The organism is Rhizobium leguminosarum (assembly GCF_002953715.1).
Taxonomy (GTDB): domain Bacteria; phylum Pseudomonadota; class Alphaproteobacteria; order Rhizobiales; family Rhizobiaceae; genus Rhizobium; species Rhizobium leguminosarum_V.
Genome location: NZ_CP025013.1, coordinates 819168 through 834316 on the forward strand (window position 1 = coordinate 819168; position 15149 = coordinate 834316).

The following is a 15149-nucleotide window of genomic DNA, read 5'->3' on the forward strand; positions in this document are numbered from 1 at the left end:
GTTGGCGGTTTGTTATGCTGATCATGTCCTTTGGCAGCATTTGACTGAAGCGCGCTTCTGTCACATGATTGGTGACTAAAAATCACGGATGCGCGATGTTTGACGGACGATTATTGAATGGCGTGAGCGTACTGGCCGCCGTTATTGAGAGCGGAAGTTTCGCGCGGGCGGCGGAGCTGATGGGACTATCGGCGTCGGGTGTCAGCCGCGCCATTTCCCGACTGGAGGGGCGGATCGGTCTGCGGCTGCTCGACCGGACAACACGCTCGATGCGGCTCACCGATGACGGCGCGCGGTTCTACGAACAGGTGGCCCCACTCTTGAGCGGCATCGAAGAGGCTGCGCAGACAGCTGTTGGCGCCAGACAGGCGGTGTGTGGCCGACTGCGAGTCAATGTCGACCCATATTTCTCACGCCTTGTGCTCGGCCCGCGGCTCGGCGCCTTCCTCGATCGTTATCCGGATATCGAGATCGAGGTCATCACCCGCAACGAGATCGGCGATCTTGTTGCTGATGGCATGGACGTCGCGGTGCGCTTTGGCGAGCCTGCACAGCGGTCGCTTATTTCGCGCCTGTTGATGCAGACGCGCGTGATCACGATTGCGGCTCCCGCTTATATGGAGCGCCATGGCCGGCCGAGCCGTCCACAGGATTTGAGCGAGCATACCTGTATCCAGTTCCAGGACCCGCTGACGGCAAGGCCTTTCGAATGGGAGCTTCGGCGGGGTGAAAAGGTCGTCTCGATCGAGACCCGCAGCCGCATTTTAGTCAACGATGCCGGCACGACCTTGGCGACCTGCCTTGCGGGGATAGGCATCGCGCAAGTCTTCTCACTCGGGATGGCGGATTATCTGAACAATGGGCAACTCGTGAACCTCTTTCCCGACTGGTCGGACGAGACATTCCCGCTCTACGCCTTCTATCCCTCGCGTCAGCATGTTCCGGCTAAGGTCAGGGCCTTTATAGATTTCTGCGTCGAGATCATCGAATAGACGGAGGCGCCCCGTCGAGCGCCTCTGCTGGCTTAAGCCGGCCGCGGTTTCTGGTTCTGGAAATTTATCGTCTATGGGGTTCTTTGATGCTTGGGAGGAAGTCGAATTGATATCTCCGGCCATAAAGCCCTTGTCAGATGCATTCTATGCGGACCGGATACTGGCCGCGCATCAGCAACGGCTCGAAGCCATTGTCGAAGCGGCCGAGCCGGATCAGCCCGTCCCAGCGGTAATCCGCGTAGAACAGGGCCAGGTTACCCCACGGTTTGAAGTAGCAAAGGTCGCCCGGCTGCTCGTTTCCGAAAGCACCGCTGCCTTCTTCGGTCAGCTTGCGCGGCAGATGGACGATCTTTTCGTTCCTGCCGTAGTCCTCGATCTTGAGGTTCAGGGGCAGCATGGAAGCGAGATCGCGTGCCGTCGGATTGTCGGAGAGTGTCGCTGTCAGGGTTAGATTGTTGAAGCCTATCCTGATCCTGACGTCTGTCGCCTCGGGACTCGCCGGGCGGTGTTCGTCTTGCCCTTGCGCCACGAGAGGTAGAGCGGCGGCGGCCAAAGTTCCGCCCAGTACCGCGCGACGGCTCATGAACTTAGATGTCATCGACATAGCACGCCTCGCGTTAGACAGGTTGAGCCGTGGGCCGGAACAGGATTTCGTTGATGTCGACATCGTCTGGTTCGTTCACCGCGAAGGCGACCGTTCGGGCGAACGTGTCCGCGCTGATTGCGATCTTGCTGACGAACGCCTTGGTGCCCGCCTGGATGTCCTTTTCGCTGATGTGTTCGAGGAGTTCGGTGCTTACTGCGCCAGGTGAAATGATCGTGGTGCGGATGTTGTATGGCTTCACTTCCTTCCGCAGCCCCTCCGAGAGCGCGCGCACGGCGAATTTCGTCGCGCAATAGACGGTGGCGCCCGGATCGACCACATGGCCGTAGACGGAGGACACGTTGATGATGTGCCCCGATTTCTGCGCCTTCATGTGCGGAAGCGCTGCTGCGATGCCGTAGAGCACGCCTTTGATGTTTACGTCGATCATGCGATCCCACTCGTCAACTTTGAGCCGTTCGAGCGGCGCAAGTGGCATCAGGCCGGCATTGTTCAGCATCACGTCGATGCGACCGAACGCGTTGACGGCCGTGTCGACGAGCGTCTTGACTTGATGTTGGTCCGTGACGTCGGTTTGGACTGCCTTGGCCTTATAGCCCTTGGCGGCCAGCTCCTCAGCCAGCTTAGCGATGCGGTCGCTACGCCGAGCGCCGAGGACGACCGAAGCGCCACGCTCAGCGAGGTGACGCGCGGTGGCTTCGCCAAGCCCGCTGCTTGCCCCGGTAATGACGACCACTTTGTTTTCAATTCCTTGGGACATGATGATCTCCTGATTTGGGTTTTCTGAAGGTTCAGGAACGGTGGCCGGCCAGAGCGGCGAGGGCAGCCGAACCGGCGAGAAGGCAGGCGGCCAGAAGGAAGGTGCTCCGCCATCCCGCGGTGTCGAACAGCATGCCGCCAGCGAAAGCGCCGCCGGCAATGGCGAGTTGGATCAGCGCCACTTGCAGCCCACCTGCCGCTTCCAATTCACCGGGAACGATAGCGGCCATCCAGGTATTCCAGGCGACTGGAATCGGCGTCGAGAAAAATCCCCACATGACAAGCAGGGATGCGGTAACCGCCGCGAACGACCCGAGAGCGATCAGCAGCAGGGCAAGGACCGAAAGAGCAGCCGGCAGGCCTACGAGAACGAGCAGGAGGTGGCGCCGGGCGACGAAGCCAATGACGGAGGTTCCAGCCAGTCCGCCGATGCCGAGGCCGAGAAGCACCATGGACAGAACATCCAATTCCAGTCCGGTGACGCCTTCGAGGAACGGACGAAGATAAATGGACAGCGCGTTCTGGCCGATGAAGGCGAGAGCGGTCGCCGCCATTCCAATCGCGAATGTGCGATTGCGCAGCAGCCCGAATATTCTGGCCACCGAGACGGTTGATGTCGCCGGCATCCTCGGCAGGACGACCAGTTGCCAGACGAGCGCGGCAACTCCGATTGGCACGGTGATGAAGAAGGTTCCGCGCCATCCGATCAACCCGCCCAGAAAACTGCCGAGCGGCGCGGCAAGGACGAGGGCGAATGCGGTGCCACCTTGAAGAAGCGCAATGGCCTTGGGCAGGTCGCGGTCCGAAGCCAGGCGTGCCAGAATAGCCGTCGACAGCGACCAGAAGCCGCCGATCGAAACGCCGACCAGGGACCGCCCGACGAGAAAGACAGGGAAGTTGGGTGCGAGGGCAACCGCTAAGCTCGATGCAACAAGAACCGCCGTATAGAGCAAGACGACAGACTTCCGGTCGATCCTCGCCAAGACTGCATTGCCGAAAAGGCTGGTGACAAGCGCGAAGACCCCCGACACGGTGATCGCCAATCCGGCTTGCCCCTCTGACACAGAGAGGTCCCTGGCGATCGGGGTCAGAAGGCTCACAGGGAGAAATTCCAACCCCACCAGAAGGAAAGTGAGAAGCGAGAGACAGGTCACAGCAGACCATGAGGTCGCCGTGTCGTCTGTCAGTGAGGTCTCATTCAATGTCAACTCGACGGTCATTCATGTTCTCCTGTCCGTTGCCAGATAGATAGCCGGACTGGTTTTGCGCGACTAGAAGTTATAATCTGAACGTCGTGATGAAGGAGATTCAACAATGCGGCGCGACGAGTTCACGGAAATGCGTGCGTTTCTGGAGGTGGCTCAAGAGCGGAGTTTCACGCGCGCTGCATCAAAGTTAGGAGTCACGCGCTCGGCGTTGAGCCATACTATCAGCGCGCTCGAGGCACGGCTCGGCGTCCGGCTTCTCTCCCGCACGACGCGTGATGTGGCTCCCACGGCGGCCGGTGCGCGTCTCGTGGAAACTATCCAGCCGCATTTCGAGAGCATCGCCGCCGGGATCAGCGCCCTCGGCGCGCTGCGCGACAAGCCTTCGGGCACAGTCCGCCTCGTATGTCCCGATGATGCCGTGGAGCTGGTCTTCCGTTCGAGGCTGCCGGCATTCTTACGGGATTACCCCGATATCACCGTGGAACTCATCGTCGACAACGGTTTCACAAATATCGTGGAGCGCCAATTCGATGCCGGCGTGCGGCTCGGCGAAGCGATTGCGCGCGACATGGTGGCCGTTCGCATTGGACCCGATATCTCCTACGCCGTGGTCGGATCACCCGGATATTTTGCGGCCCGCACTGTGCCTTCGACCCCGCATGACTTGACGGACCACAATTGCGTCAACCTGCGTCTCCCAACGTCAGGCGCTCTCTATGCCTGGGAGTTTGAAAAGGATGGCCGCGAGTTCAGCGTTCGTGTGGAAGGCCAGCTCGTGATGAGCAACATAGGGCCGGCGATCAATGCCGCTCTCGATGGCGCGGGGCTGTCTTATGTGCCGAGGGAGCTCGTCCGGCAATATTGTCACAGCGGTCAACTGAACGAAGTGCTGGCCGACTGGGCGCCAACATTCCAAGGGTATCATCTCTATTACCCCAGCCGGCGCCATCCATCCCCTGCTTTCTCCGCCTTCGTCGAAGCCTTTCGCTACCGGCATCGGTAACCAACGCTCATGTCGAGAGGCTCTGCCGGACAATGGGGCGCAGCACGCTGCGTCCCTTGCTTATCAAAGGTTGCCGAGGGCTTTTACCGGGCGCTGTCGATGATTGCGCCGCCGTCGGGGGTAAGGCTGTATCCCGTAATGAATTGGGAATCCTTGCTGGCCAGGAACAGCACCACCGGGGCAATGTCGTGTTCCGGCGAGCCGAAACGAGCGAGCGCGTTTGTCGGGGGAGGGATATCCCTTTGCTCGGCGCCCCAGGTGTCCGCGATCGGCAGAACGTTGTTCACGGTGATCTTGTCGGCACCCCATTCGCGTGCCGCGGTGCGAGTGAGCGCGCGCACCGCCTCCTTGGCCATGTTGTACGGACCGTAACCAGCCAACCCCACGGTGCCGGCCATCGAACCGAAATTGATGATCCGCCCTTCTCCGCCTTCTCTGAGTTGAGGATAGCAAGCCTGCATGAAGCGCAGATACGCGATCGGCCCGGTGTCGAAGTTCCGTTGCAGTTGCTCGACCGAAAGGTCGATGACCGAAGACAAGACCGCAGAACCATCGAAAGCATTGTTCACCAGAATGTCGATGCGGCCGTATGCGGCGACAACCTTGTCCACCGCGGCCGTGATCTGATCGGCTTCACCGACGTCGCAGACGACGCCGAGTGCTGCGCCGCCCGCTTCGACGATATCCGCGACAACGCGTTCGACGCCTTCGGATGTCCGCGAAAGAACTGCGACCTTCGCGCCTTCGGCCGCAAACAGCTTTGCGGTGGCGCGGCCAATGCCGCGGCTTGCGCCGGTGACAATGGCAACTTTTCCATTAAGTCGACCCATGTGTATCTCCATTTGATAAGGCTTGGGATTCATCGAGGCATCAGAGGGCAGCGGCCTGGACGTAAGGCGAAGGGACGTCGCGGACGTCGTTCTGCGTCATGAACGAGGTGATCAGCAGCGCCAGGCCGATCGCCGCTGGCAGAGCACCGACAGGTTTTCGAACGCCGATATGCGCCAGACCCGACAGAAGCAGATGAAAGAAGATACCTGCATAGGCGAGATCGCTGAGCGGCACGCTGACGCGCGAAAGGATTGCGATCGGGCCGAAGACCTTAACAATGATCATGAACGGAACGAGGCTGTTCGCGCTGTATCCGAGTTCCGTCAGCGCTTCACGAACCCACTGTTTCCTTGTGGCGTACATGTAGGCTGAAGCGAGATAGAGCGCGGATAGAAGTGCCGTGCTGATCCAGTATCCGTAAAATTCAAGCATAGTTCATCCCTGTCGCTGCCCAGGCAGCAACATTCCTCTCGTCGAGTCTGTCGGTTTCTATGTGAGGGGCGCTCCTTTTACTGCGCCCCCTGATGCATGGATGGAAAATGTCGTCTAAGGTTTATCTTTGCAAGTAGGATGAATTACTTGCAGTTAGTATGGAAAACCAGACCATGGCCGATGGCGAAATCAATATGCATGAGGAGATGCGTCGGGCATTCGCGCTGCTCTCCGGCAAATGGAAGCTGGAAATCATGTGGCTGCTCCATCAGCGGGTCTACCGGTTTGGCGAACTGAGAAAGGCTATTCCCGGCATCACCCAACACATGCTGACGGTGCAACTCCGCGAGCTCGAAGCAGACGGGCTCGTGTCCCGCACCATCTTTGCGGAGGTTCCTCCGCGCGTCGAATATGAGATCACGCAAAAAGCGCGGGGCCTCGGCCCCACCATGGAGGCTTTGACGGCATGGTGGAATGAGTATGGCAAGAGCGTGCCGGTGAAACCGAGCGCACGCGGTCGGAAAGCGAGAGATGGCTGAACTGGCTGTGGGTGGATTGCTACGGCAACTCACCGGCAGCTCGTCATAGCCTCCCACGGATCACATTCACGAAAAACTCGAACCGGACTTGTCCCAGCCTTCCTTGACCGTCTCCATGGCGACATTCGTCGATGTGCTGGCAACGTGAGGCAGCGTCGAGATACGCTCGCCGAGAACCCGACGGTAGCGGCCGATATCTCGGGTGCGGATTTTCAGCAGATAATCGAACCTGCCTGCAATCATATGGCACTCTTCGACTTCCCCGATCTTCTTGATGGCATCGTTGAAGCTCTTCAGCGCATGCTCGCGGGTATCGGAGAGCTTTACCTCGACGAAAGCAATGTGGTCGAGCTGCATTTTCGACGGATTGAGGATGGCCTTGAAGCCTTCGATATATCCGTCGCTGATCAGCCTTTTGAAGCGGATCTGGCATGGCGTCTTCGACAATCCGACACGCGCGGCCAGATCGGTGATCGACAGCCTTCCGTCCTCGGCGAGTGCAGCGAGGATCTTTCTGTCGAACTGGTCCAATTCACTAAAGATGTCGGTTTCAGCGGCCATTCGAACTCTCGAGGATGAATTAATAAGTTCATACAGCCTGGAAACGGCTGAAATCAAGTGAGATCGCGATTTGAGGCTGTGGTAGATTGTAGGCCGGGCAGAAGAGTGCTGAAATCGGTATCGGCGCCGCGCTCAAAACGGGGATCATACATGCATAACAAAGAAGCGGATGACGATCGGACGCCGGACCTGCTCGCTCACTACCGGCCGCTGGCGATCAGGGCCGTGGCCGCGGCGCTCACCCTCAAGCGCGACAGACCGGATGCGCGCCCGCTGCGAGAGACGGAATATTCCGGCCCCGCCTGCACGGACGATGCACAGTGGGACGACGAGCCCGGCATCTCGTTCATCCGTTAAACCACATATCGATTGATAGGTACTTTCATGTTGAACGCAGCGATCGACCCCGCCCCCTCCAATGATCCGGCCGACGGCGCGCCTTTTTCCGGCTTTGCTCCACCGATCCGACCGCAATCCGAACTTCGCCAGGCCATTACGGCAGCCTATCGCCGGCCGGAAACCGAATGCCTGCCGCCGCTCGTTGCCGCAGCGCGTGTCTCCGAGGCAAAACGCTATGACATTCGCAGTACGGCCCGCAGCCTGATTGAGGCGTTGCGCGCCAAGCACAAGGGGACCGGTGTCGAAGGGCTGGTGCAGGAATACTCGCTCTCCAGCCAGGAAGGCGTGGCGCTCATGTGCCTCGCCGAAGCGCTGCTGCGCATTCCCGATACCGAAACCCGGGACGCGCTGATCCGCGACAAGATTGCCGAGGGCAACTGGACCTCCCATATCGGCGGCGGAAAATCCATGTTCGTCAACGCCGCCACCTGGGGTCTCGTCGTCACCGGCAAGCTGACTTCGACAGTCAACGACCGAAGCCTGTCAGCGGCGTTGACGCGGCTGATCGCGCGGGCCGGCGAGCCGGTCATCCGTCGCGGCGTCGACATGGCGATGCGCATGATGGGCGAGCAGTTCGTCACCGGCGAAACGATCGCAGAGGCGCTGAAGCGCGCCCGGCCGCTGGAAGCGCGCGGCTTCCGCTATTCCTACGACATGCTGGGCGAGGCGGCCACGACGGGCGCCGATGCCGAGCGTTATTACCGGGATTACGAAAAGGCGATCCACGCCATCGGCAAGGCTTCGGACGGGCGCGGCATCTATGACGGCCCGGGCATATCGATCAAGCTTTCGGCCCTGCATCCGCGTTACAGCAGGTCGCAGGCCGGCCGGGTGATGAGCGAGCTGCTGCCGAAGGTCAAGGCGCTGGCCGTTCTCGCCAAGACCTATGATATCGGCCTCAATATCGACGCGGAGGAGGCCGATCGGCTCGAGCTTTCGCTCGACCTCCTCGAGGAGCTTTGCTTTGCCCCCGAGCTCACCGGATGGAACGGGTTGGGCTTCGTCGTGCAGGCCTATGGCAAGCGCTGCCCCTTCGTCCTCGACTACATCATCGATCTCGCGCGCCGCTCGGAGCGCCGGGTCATGGTCCGTCTCGTCAAGGGCGCTTACTGGGATGCGGAGATCAAGCGGGCCCAGCTTGATGGTCTCGACGATTATCCGGTCTATACCCGCAAGATCTACACCGATGTCGCCTACGTCGCCTGCGCGCGCAAGCTGCTCGATGCTCCGGATGCGGTCTTCCCGCAATTTGCCACCCACAACGCGCAGACGCTCGCCACGATCTATCGTCTGGCGGGTCCTGATTTCGCTGTCGGCAAATATGAGTTCCAATGCCTGCATGGCATGGGTGAACCTCTCTATGACGAGGTCGTCGGGAAGGAAAAACTGGACCGGCCCTGCCGCATCTATGCGCCTGTGGGAACACATGAGACGCTGCTCGCCTATCTGGTTCGACGCCTTCTGGAAAATGGTGCCAATTCCTCCTTCGTGCACCGCATCTCCGATCCGAATGTCTCGGTCGAGGCCCTGATCGCCGATCCCGCCGAAATCGTCGCAGCCATGCCTGTCGTGGGCGCGCCCCACGCGCAGATCGCCGCGCCGAAGGCTCTTTACGGTAACGCCCGGACCAATTCCGATGGTCTCGATCTCTCGAACGAGGCCACCCTTTCGGATTTGGCTGAGGCGCTCGCCTCCACGGCCGCTGCCCCGTGGCACGCACTTCCCATCCTTGCCGACGGCTCTGCGGATGGGGTGACGCGGGATGTTCTCAATCCTGCCGATCACCGGGATGTCGTCGGCACGGTGACCGAAGTGAAGGTCGAGGAGGCAGCGCGCATCGTTCGCATGGCGGCGGAGCATGCGCCGCAATGGGCGGCCGTGCCGCCGGCCGAGCGTGCCGCCTGCCTGGAGCGGGCGGCCGACATCATGCAGGCCCGCATCAGGACGCTGATGGGCATCGTCATGCGCGAGGCCGGCAAATCCGCGGCCAATGCCGTCGGCGAAGTGCGTGAGGCCATCGACTTCCTGCGCTACTATGCCGAACAGGCTCGCAAGACCCTCGGCCCCTCGCATGCGCCTCTCGGCCCGATCGTCTGCATCAGCCCGTGGAATTTCCCGCTGGCGATTTTCACCGGGCAGGTCGCCGCAGCCTTGGTGGCAGGCAATCCCGTGCTTGCCAAACCGGCCGGCGTCACGCCGATCATCGCTTCGGAAAGCGTGAAGATCCTCCACGAGGCGGGCGTGCCTGTCGGTGCCTTGCAGTTCGTGCCCGGCAGCGGCCGCCTTGGGGCCGGCATGGTCGGGGCGGAGGAGACGGCAGGCGTCATGTTTACCGGGTCGACCGAAGTTGCCCGCTTGATCCAGGCGCAGCTGGCGGAACGGCTGTCGGCGAGCGGCAGGCCGATTCCGCTGATCGCCGAAACGGGCGGTCAGAACGGCATGATCGTCGACTCCTCGGCATTGGCCGAGCAGGTGGTGGCCGACGTCATTGCCTCTGCTTTCGATAGCGCCGGTCAGCGCTGCTCGGCGCTCAGGGTTCTCTGCCTTCAGGACGATGTCGCCGACAGGACCCTCAACATGCTGAAGGGCGCCTTCCGCGAACTGACGATCGGCCGTACCGATCGGCTGAGCATCGATGTCGGCCCTGTCATCAACGACAGCGCAAAGGCGGAGATCGACCAGCATATCGAGAAGATGCGTGGTGCCGGTTGTGCGGTGGATCAACTGCGGCTGCCGGAAAGTGCGGCGGCGGGGACCTTCGTTCCGCCGACGATCATCGAAATCAAGTCGCTGTCGGACCTGACGAGGGAGGTCTTCGGGCCGGTGCTGCATGTCATCCGTTTCAGGAGAAACGGGCTCGACCGTCTGATCGACGACATCAACGCATCGGGTTATGGTCTGACATTCGGGCTTCACACCCGGCTTGATGAAACAATCGCGCATGTGACCAGTCGCATCAAGGCTGGAAACCTCTACGTCAACCGGAACATCATCGGCGCCGTCGTCGGCGTGCAGCCCTTCGGCGGCCGTGGTTTGTCGGGAACGGGTCCGAAGGCCGGCGGTCCGCTCTATATCGGCCGGCTGGTGCAGCGTGCGCCCGTGCCGCCGCAGCAGGATTCCGTTCATACGGACCTCGCCCTTCGTGACTACATTGTCTGGCTCGACAAGAAAGGCCTGTCGGGCGAGGGAGAAGCGGCGCGTGGATATGCGAGCCGCTCGGCACTCGGGCTCGAACGCGAACTCACCGGTCCGGTCGGCGAGCTTAATCTCTACGCGCTCCATCCCCGCGGCCGTATTCTCGTCGTGCCGCAGACGGAAGGCGGGCTTCATCGCCAGATCGCCGCAGCCCTGTCGACCGGCAACCACATCGTCGTGGACGCAGGTTCCCTATCGAAGTCAGTCCTGGCGGATCTTCCGGCGGCTGTCGCCAGCCGGATTTCCTGGACCTCGGATTGGGAAAAGGACGGACCGTTCTCAGGCGCGCTCGTCGAAGGGGATCGCGACAGGGTTCTGGCCGTCAATCAGAAGATCGCTCACTTGCCCGGCCCGCTTCTGCTGGTCCAGGCCGCGACGACCGAGGAATTGGCGAGCGATCCGGAGGCCTATTGCCTGAATTGGCTGCTGGAGGAGGTGTCGACGTCGATCAACACCGCGGCTGCCGGCGGCAATGCGAGCCTCATGGCCATTGGCTGAGTAACAGGACGAGGGCGCAGAAAATGCGCTCTCGTCCGCATATTGCAGGCGCCGATCAAACTCGAGACGGAAAAGAGACCCTCTTCCCGGGATTCAATCTCGATACCTCGGCCTATAAGGGCGTCGGGCGGCGATCCCGTCGCGACACGGTATTGCAGAGTTCGCGAGGAGTCCGATCTCCTTTCCCATACCGGCGGGCCTTACTGAACGCTGCATGACCCGAAGCGTGTCATTCCCGTAATTTGCGTAGATGATTCACGTCATGCAGGTGGAGGAAGGTTCAGTCGAAGAAGCCCGCATCCTCTTCCCTGAGATATCTCCTGGCCGCTTCGGCGTCGATATCGAGGCCCAGCCCCGGCGCTTCCAGTAGGTCCACCATACTGTCTTTCACGATCTGCCGTGGCAAGCCGACTACCAGATCCTCCCACCAGGGGTCGGTGGCGCTCGGATATTCGAACGCGATGTAATTTGCAGGCAAGGTGGCGCAGACATTGATCAACGCGCCGAGGCCGAGCAGGCCGTTGGCGACCCCGTGCGGTGCCATCAGGATCGAGTGCATGTAGGCGTGCTCGGCGACCCATTTGAGTTCGGCAATACCGCCAATATCGGCTGGATCGGGGCCGATGACGCGCACCGCCTGCGTCTCGATCAGTTCCTTGAAATTGTGCCGCAGGTAGATCTGCTCGCCAGTGTGGATTGGCGTCGAGGTGGAGATTGTCAGTTCCCGATAGGCCTGCGGATTGACCCACGGCACATAGTCGCCAGTCAGCATGTCCTCGAGCCACATCAAATTGTACTTCTCGACCGCGCGAGCGAACTTAATCGCATCGGGCAGCATCCAGCCCGGACCGCAGTCGAGCGCCAGGCTGACTTTGTCGCCCAGCACTTCCTTCATTGCGATCACGCAGTCGAGCATGTGATTGAAACCGCGCTCGCTGATCACGCCCTGATCCATGGCACCGTGATAGCCGGCCCTCTTCTGCGTCACGCCATAGTGGAAGCCTTCAATGGTGTCCTTCATGTTGGAGTGGAACGAGATTCCTTGCTTGACCATGAAGAAGTTCTGCGGCTGCTCCATCATCCATTTGACGTCAGCGGCGTAATCCTCCGGCCGGTCGCCGGTGCGTTTCCGACGGATCGAGCCGTTGTAGACGCGCACCTTGTCGCGCACCTTGCCGCCGAGCAGTTTATAGGCGGGCACGCCCGCGGCCTTGCCGGCAATATCCCACAGCGCATGCTCGATAGCGCTCACCGCCGCGCCGTAGGGCTTGAAAGAGCCGCGTTGGCGGATCTTCAGCATTACTCTCTCGACGTCGGTCGGGTCCTCGCCGATCAGCGCCTCGCGGAAATGCAGCACCCAGGGCTTGAGGTAGGACTTGGTGAACTCGACTTCGCCCAAGCCATGGAGGCCCTCGTCCGTGACGATGCGAACGATCGGGTGTTTGCCGATAACGGCGCAGCGGAGATCGGTGATCTTCATCTTCGTTCCTTTTCGCCTCAGCTCCAGGTGCGATCCCAGGAATACTCATCGTCCCAGTGATCCGTGGGCTGCCAGATTCCGGTGACACCCGGTTGCAGATGCTGCGAGATCACCTCGTCGACGACGTCGTCAATCCCCAGGCCCGGCTTGTCCGGAACAGTGATAAAGCCGTCCTTCACGAGTGGCTTGGGAAGGCCGGTGACGATATCGTCCCACCAGTCGACATCGACAGAGTGGTATTCGAGCGCCATGAAGTTTTCGGTCGCGGTCGCCACATGTGCCGCGGCCATTGCGGCGATTGGACTTTCTGCCATGTGGATGGCCATGGCGACACCACGGTCCTGCGCCATATCTCCGATCTTCTTGGTCTCGAGGATGCCCCCGCTGGTGAGCAGGTCTGGGTGGATAACGGAGAGGCCGCCGCTCTTGAGCAGAGGCTCGAAGCCCTCCTTGAGGTATATGTCCTCGCCGGTGCAGATCGGCACCGTAGTGGCGTCCTGCAGTTGTCGGTACTGCTCAGTGTACTGCCATGGGATCACATCCTCGAGCCAGGCTGGCACGTATTTTTCAATTCGCCTGGCAAGGCGAATGCCGTTCTGCACTGAGATGTGGCCGATGTGGTCGATGGCGAGCGGAATATCCATGCCGATGACCTCACGAACCTCGGCAATGTATTGCTCAAGGAAGTCGAGGCCCTTGTCGGAAAAGTGGAGGCCGGTAAACGGGTGCGGGACGTTATGCAAATCGTACGCAGCGTTGCGGACGCGCCGCTCTTCAATGGTCTTCAGCGGGCCGCGGCCGGGGTGGTCGCGGTACCCTTCAAGTGAGCCGGCGGGTGACACGACCGCACCGGGCACATCCGCGATCTGCATCAGCCCCAGATCCATCTTGAGGAAGGTGAACCCGAGCTCCATGCGTTGCTTGAGGCGCCTCCCGGTCTCAGTGCCGCTCGGCACGGTGGCGTCGGTATCGCAGTAGACGCGCACTTTCTCCCGAAACCGGCCGCCGAGCATCTGGTAGATGGGCACGCCATAGGCCTTGCCGGCAAGATCCCACAACGCGATTTCGACGGCCGATACGCCGCCGCCTTGCCGGCCGTGCCCACCGAACTGCTTGATCCGCCGAAACAGCCGGTCGATGTTGCAAGGGTTCTCGCCAAGCAACCGGCTCTTCAGCATCAGCGCGTAGGTGGCGCTGGCGCCGTCGCGCACCTCGCCAAGCCCGACGATGCCCTGGTTGGTGTAAATCTTGAGCAGCGCCGAGGTGAACGGCGCGCCGACAATTTCTGCTACCCGCATGTCGGTGATGCGAAGGTCGGATGGCTTGGAATGCGTGTTCACCCGATTGAGCGCCTCGTCGGCTCCATCTGCCTCTGGCATGATTTATCCTCGTTCTGGTCGGCGGAGCTCGTCGTCGCCCATGCTGAGGCGGCGCAGAGCGTTGCTAGCTAGTCCAGCTCTATCTCGTGGTTTTGAAGGTAGTCGCGGTTCATCTCAACGCCGAGACCAGGCTTCGGCGTAAGCTTGAGGCTCCCGTTCGAAACATCGAGTGGTGTGTCGATGAGGTGATCGTATTTGCCCAGGTTCCACTCCGACGTTTCGAGTTTGTAGAAGTTCGGAACGGTCATCATCACCTGCGCTCCCGCAACCACGTTGATCGGTCCCGCGGCGTCGTGCGGCGAGACCGGGATGTAGTAGGCTTCGCATAGGGCAGAAATCTTCTTGAGTTCGGTAATGCCACCGGTCCAGGTGACATCAGGCATGATGTAGTCAGCGAGCTTGTTTTCGAGCACCGGCACGAAATCCCACTTCGTGTGACCGCGCTCGCCCCACGAGATAGCGGCGCTGACCTTCTCACGGACCTGCTTGAGGGCGTTGAGGCTCTCGGGCGGACAGGGCTCCTCGAACCAGTCGATCTGACCGGCTTCCTCGAGGCTCCGGCAGAGGCGAATGGCGGTGGGAACGTCGAAGCGGCCATGGGCATCGATGAGGATGTCGACATCAGAGCCCGCCGTTTCGCGGATCAGAGCCGTGAGTTCGGCGGCTTCGCGCTCATCCTTGCGGGTCATGCTGCCATCGAGGTAGCCGTCCCGCTGCTCGCGGGACTGTCCATCGGCGGTGCGGCCCTGGTGGGGGAAAGGATCGAACTTGAGCGCAGTGTGGCCGGACTCGACGATGTCTCTAATTTCGCGGACCACAGCCTCCTTGCTGGTGAATTTGGCCTGGTTGGGATGGGTGTAGAGCGCGATTTCATCGCGTACCGGTCCGCCCAACAGCTCGTAAATCGGCTTACCAAGAACTTTGCCTCGGATGTCCCAAAGGGCTATGTCGATGGCACTTACGCATTCGACTGCGGCGCCGCGACTGCCCATATAGGTGAAGCTGCGGAATATCTTGTGCCACAGATACTCGATACGCGCCGGGTCCTCGCCTGTTACAGCGGCACCGATCTGCCGCAGGATCGTGCAGAGGGCGCGATTGGCGAGCCTTGTCGTGGTGGTGATCTCTCCCCAGCCGCTCACCCCCTCGTTGGTCGTCACTTCGACGAACAGAAACTCTCCCCAATAAGAAGCATCGGATCTGATTAGCCACGGCCGAACGCTGGTGATTTTCATCTCAACTGCCTTTACTGACGTGGTCGGGATAACG

General features: G+C 60.8%; 14 protein-coding genes. 5 read left to right on the plus strand and 9 right to left on the minus strand.

What is annotated here, in order from left to right:
- Window positions 1-95 precede the first annotated feature (95 nt).
- Window positions 96-992 carry a LysR family transcriptional regulator gene (locus CUJ84_RS28290; protein WP_105008936.1) on the plus strand — a complete coding sequence of 299 codons (897 nt, stop codon included), beginning with the start codon at window positions 96-98 and terminating at the stop codon, window positions 990-992.
- A 133-nt stretch (window positions 993-1125) separates the two neighbouring features.
- On the opposite strand, the gene CUJ84_RS28295 is transcribed toward CUJ84_RS28290, so the two are convergent.
- From CUJ84_RS28295 to CUJ84_RS28305, 3 genes are read right to left on the minus strand one after another with little or no spacing between them, the layout of a single operon-like run.
- Window positions 1126-1596 (minus strand): cyclophilin-like fold protein, encoded by a 471-nt coding sequence (locus CUJ84_RS28295; protein ID WP_105008937.1) that lies wholly within the window; start codon window positions 1594-1596, stop codon window positions 1126-1128.
- A 13-nt stretch (window positions 1597-1609) separates the two neighbouring features.
- Window positions 1610-2356, minus strand: a complete 747-nt coding sequence (locus tag CUJ84_RS28300; RefSeq protein ID WP_105008938.1) for an SDR family oxidoreductase — start codon at window positions 2354-2356, stop codon at window positions 1610-1612.
- 31 nt (window positions 2357-2387) lie between these two features.
- The gene (locus CUJ84_RS28305; RefSeq protein ID WP_105008939.1) at window positions 2388-3575 is read right to left on the minus strand and encodes an MFS transporter; all 1188 of its coding nucleotides are present in this window, start codon (window positions 3573-3575) and stop codon (window positions 2388-2390) included.
- Window positions 3576-3669: 94 nt separating this feature from the next.
- Here CUJ84_RS28305 and CUJ84_RS28310 point away from each other — a divergent pair, with 94 nt between their 5' ends.
- Window positions 3670-4566 (plus strand): LysR family transcriptional regulator, encoded by an 897-nt coding sequence (locus tag CUJ84_RS28310; RefSeq protein ID WP_105008940.1) that lies wholly within the window; start codon window positions 3670-3672, stop codon window positions 4564-4566.
- A gap of 83 nt (window positions 4567-4649) precedes the next feature.
- Here CUJ84_RS28310 and CUJ84_RS28315 read toward each other — a convergent pair whose 3' ends face one another.
- Both CUJ84_RS28315 and CUJ84_RS28320 read right to left on the minus strand, forming a co-directional pair.
- On the minus strand, window positions 4650-5396 hold the full coding sequence (locus CUJ84_RS28315) for an SDR family NAD(P)-dependent oxidoreductase (protein ID WP_105008941.1): 747 nt from the start codon (window positions 5394-5396) through the stop codon (window positions 4650-4652).
- A gap of 40 nt (window positions 5397-5436) precedes the next feature.
- On the minus strand, window positions 5437-5829 hold the full coding sequence (locus tag CUJ84_RS28320; protein WP_105008942.1) for a DoxX family protein: 393 nt from the start codon (window positions 5827-5829) through the stop codon (window positions 5437-5439).
- A gap of 158 nt (window positions 5830-5987) precedes the next feature.
- Here CUJ84_RS28320 and CUJ84_RS28325 point away from each other — a divergent pair, with 158 nt between their 5' ends.
- A complete protein-coding gene (locus CUJ84_RS28325; RefSeq protein WP_105008943.1) occupies window positions 5988-6368 on the plus strand; it encodes a winged helix-turn-helix transcriptional regulator in 381 nt (126 codons plus the stop codon).
- Between the two features lie 66 nt (window positions 6369-6434).
- On the opposite strand, the gene CUJ84_RS28330 is transcribed toward CUJ84_RS28325, so the two are convergent.
- Window positions 6435-6929, minus strand: a complete 495-nt coding sequence (locus CUJ84_RS28330; RefSeq protein WP_105008944.1) for an Lrp/AsnC family transcriptional regulator — start codon at window positions 6927-6929, stop codon at window positions 6435-6437.
- A 150-nt stretch (window positions 6930-7079) separates the two neighbouring features.
- On the opposite strand from CUJ84_RS28330, the gene CUJ84_RS28335 reads away from it, so the two are divergent.
- Together CUJ84_RS28335 and putA are read left to right on the plus strand one after the other, a co-directional pair.
- The gene (locus CUJ84_RS28335) at window positions 7080-7286 is read left to right on the plus strand and encodes a hypothetical protein (protein WP_105008945.1); all 207 of its coding nucleotides are present in this window, start codon (window positions 7080-7082) and stop codon (window positions 7284-7286) included.
- 27 nt (window positions 7287-7313) lie between these two features.
- Window positions 7314-11021, plus strand: coding sequence for a trifunctional transcriptional regulator/proline dehydrogenase/L-glutamate gamma-semialdehyde dehydrogenase (gene putA, locus CUJ84_RS28340; protein ID WP_105008946.1), 3708 nt, complete (start codon window positions 7314-7316; stop codon window positions 11019-11021).
- A 280-nt stretch (window positions 11022-11301) separates the two neighbouring features.
- On the opposite strand, the gene CUJ84_RS28345 is transcribed toward putA, so the two are convergent.
- The 3 genes from CUJ84_RS28345 to CUJ84_RS28355 all read right to left on the minus strand — a co-directional run bounded on the left by CUJ84_RS28345 (window position 11302) and on the right by CUJ84_RS28355 (window position 15115).
- The gene (locus CUJ84_RS28345; RefSeq protein WP_105008947.1) at window positions 11302-12501 is read right to left on the minus strand and encodes a mandelate racemase/muconate lactonizing enzyme family protein; all 1200 of its coding nucleotides are present in this window, start codon (window positions 12499-12501) and stop codon (window positions 11302-11304) included.
- A 17-nt stretch (window positions 12502-12518) separates the two neighbouring features.
- The gene (locus tag CUJ84_RS28350; protein WP_105008948.1) at window positions 12519-13880 is read right to left on the minus strand and encodes a mandelate racemase/muconate lactonizing enzyme family protein; all 1362 of its coding nucleotides are present in this window, start codon (window positions 13878-13880) and stop codon (window positions 12519-12521) included.
- A 68-nt stretch (window positions 13881-13948) separates the two neighbouring features.
- Window positions 13949-15115: a mandelate racemase/muconate lactonizing enzyme family protein gene (locus CUJ84_RS28355; protein ID WP_105008949.1), complete on the minus strand. Its 1167-nt coding sequence runs from the start codon at window positions 15113-15115 to the stop codon at window positions 13949-13951.
- Window positions 15116-15149: the final 34 nt, after the last annotated feature.

Bases quoted from the DNA above. Each gene is read 5' to 3' on its own strand.
- CUJ84_RS28290 (WP_105008936.1), top strand. From the start codon at position 96: ATGTTTGACGGACGATTATTGAATGGCGTGAGCGTACTGGCCGCCGTT.
- CUJ84_RS28295 (WP_105008937.1), bottom strand. From the start codon at position 1,596: ATGTCGATGACATCTAAGTTCATGAGCCGTCGCGCGGTACTGGGCGGA.
- CUJ84_RS28300 (WP_105008938.1), bottom strand. From the start codon at position 2,356: ATGTCCCAAGGAATTGAAAACAAAGTGGTCGTCATTACCGGGGCAAGC.
- CUJ84_RS28305 (WP_105008939.1), bottom strand. From the start codon at position 3,575: ATGACCGTCGAGTTGACATTGAATGAGACCTCACTGACAGACGACACG.
- CUJ84_RS28310 (WP_105008940.1), top strand. From the start codon at position 3,670: ATGCGGCGCGACGAGTTCACGGAAATGCGTGCGTTTCTGGAGGTGGCT.
- CUJ84_RS28315 (WP_105008941.1), bottom strand. From the start codon at position 5,396: ATGGGTCGACTTAATGGAAAAGTTGCCATTGTCACCGGCGCAAGCCGC.
- CUJ84_RS28320 (WP_105008942.1), bottom strand. From the start codon at position 5,829: ATGCTTGAATTTTACGGATACTGGATCAGCACGGCACTTCTATCCGCG.
- CUJ84_RS28325 (WP_105008943.1), top strand. From the start codon at position 5,988: ATGGAAAACCAGACCATGGCCGATGGCGAAATCAATATGCATGAGGAG.
- CUJ84_RS28330 (WP_105008944.1), bottom strand. From the start codon at position 6,929: ATGGCCGCTGAAACCGACATCTTTAGTGAATTGGACCAGTTCGACAGA.
- CUJ84_RS28335 (WP_105008945.1), top strand. From the start codon at position 7,080: ATGCATAACAAAGAAGCGGATGACGATCGGACGCCGGACCTGCTCGCT.
- putA (WP_105008946.1), top strand. From the start codon at position 7,314: ATGTTGAACGCAGCGATCGACCCCGCCCCCTCCAATGATCCGGCCGAC.
- CUJ84_RS28345 (WP_105008947.1), bottom strand. From the start codon at position 12,501: ATGAAGATCACCGATCTCCGCTGCGCCGTTATCGGCAAACACCCGATC.
- CUJ84_RS28350 (WP_105008948.1), bottom strand. From the start codon at position 13,880: ATGCCAGAGGCAGATGGAGCCGACGAGGCGCTCAATCGGGTGAACACG.
- CUJ84_RS28355 (WP_105008949.1), bottom strand. From the start codon at position 15,115: ATGAAAATCACCAGCGTTCGGCCGTGGCTAATCAGATCCGATGCTTCT.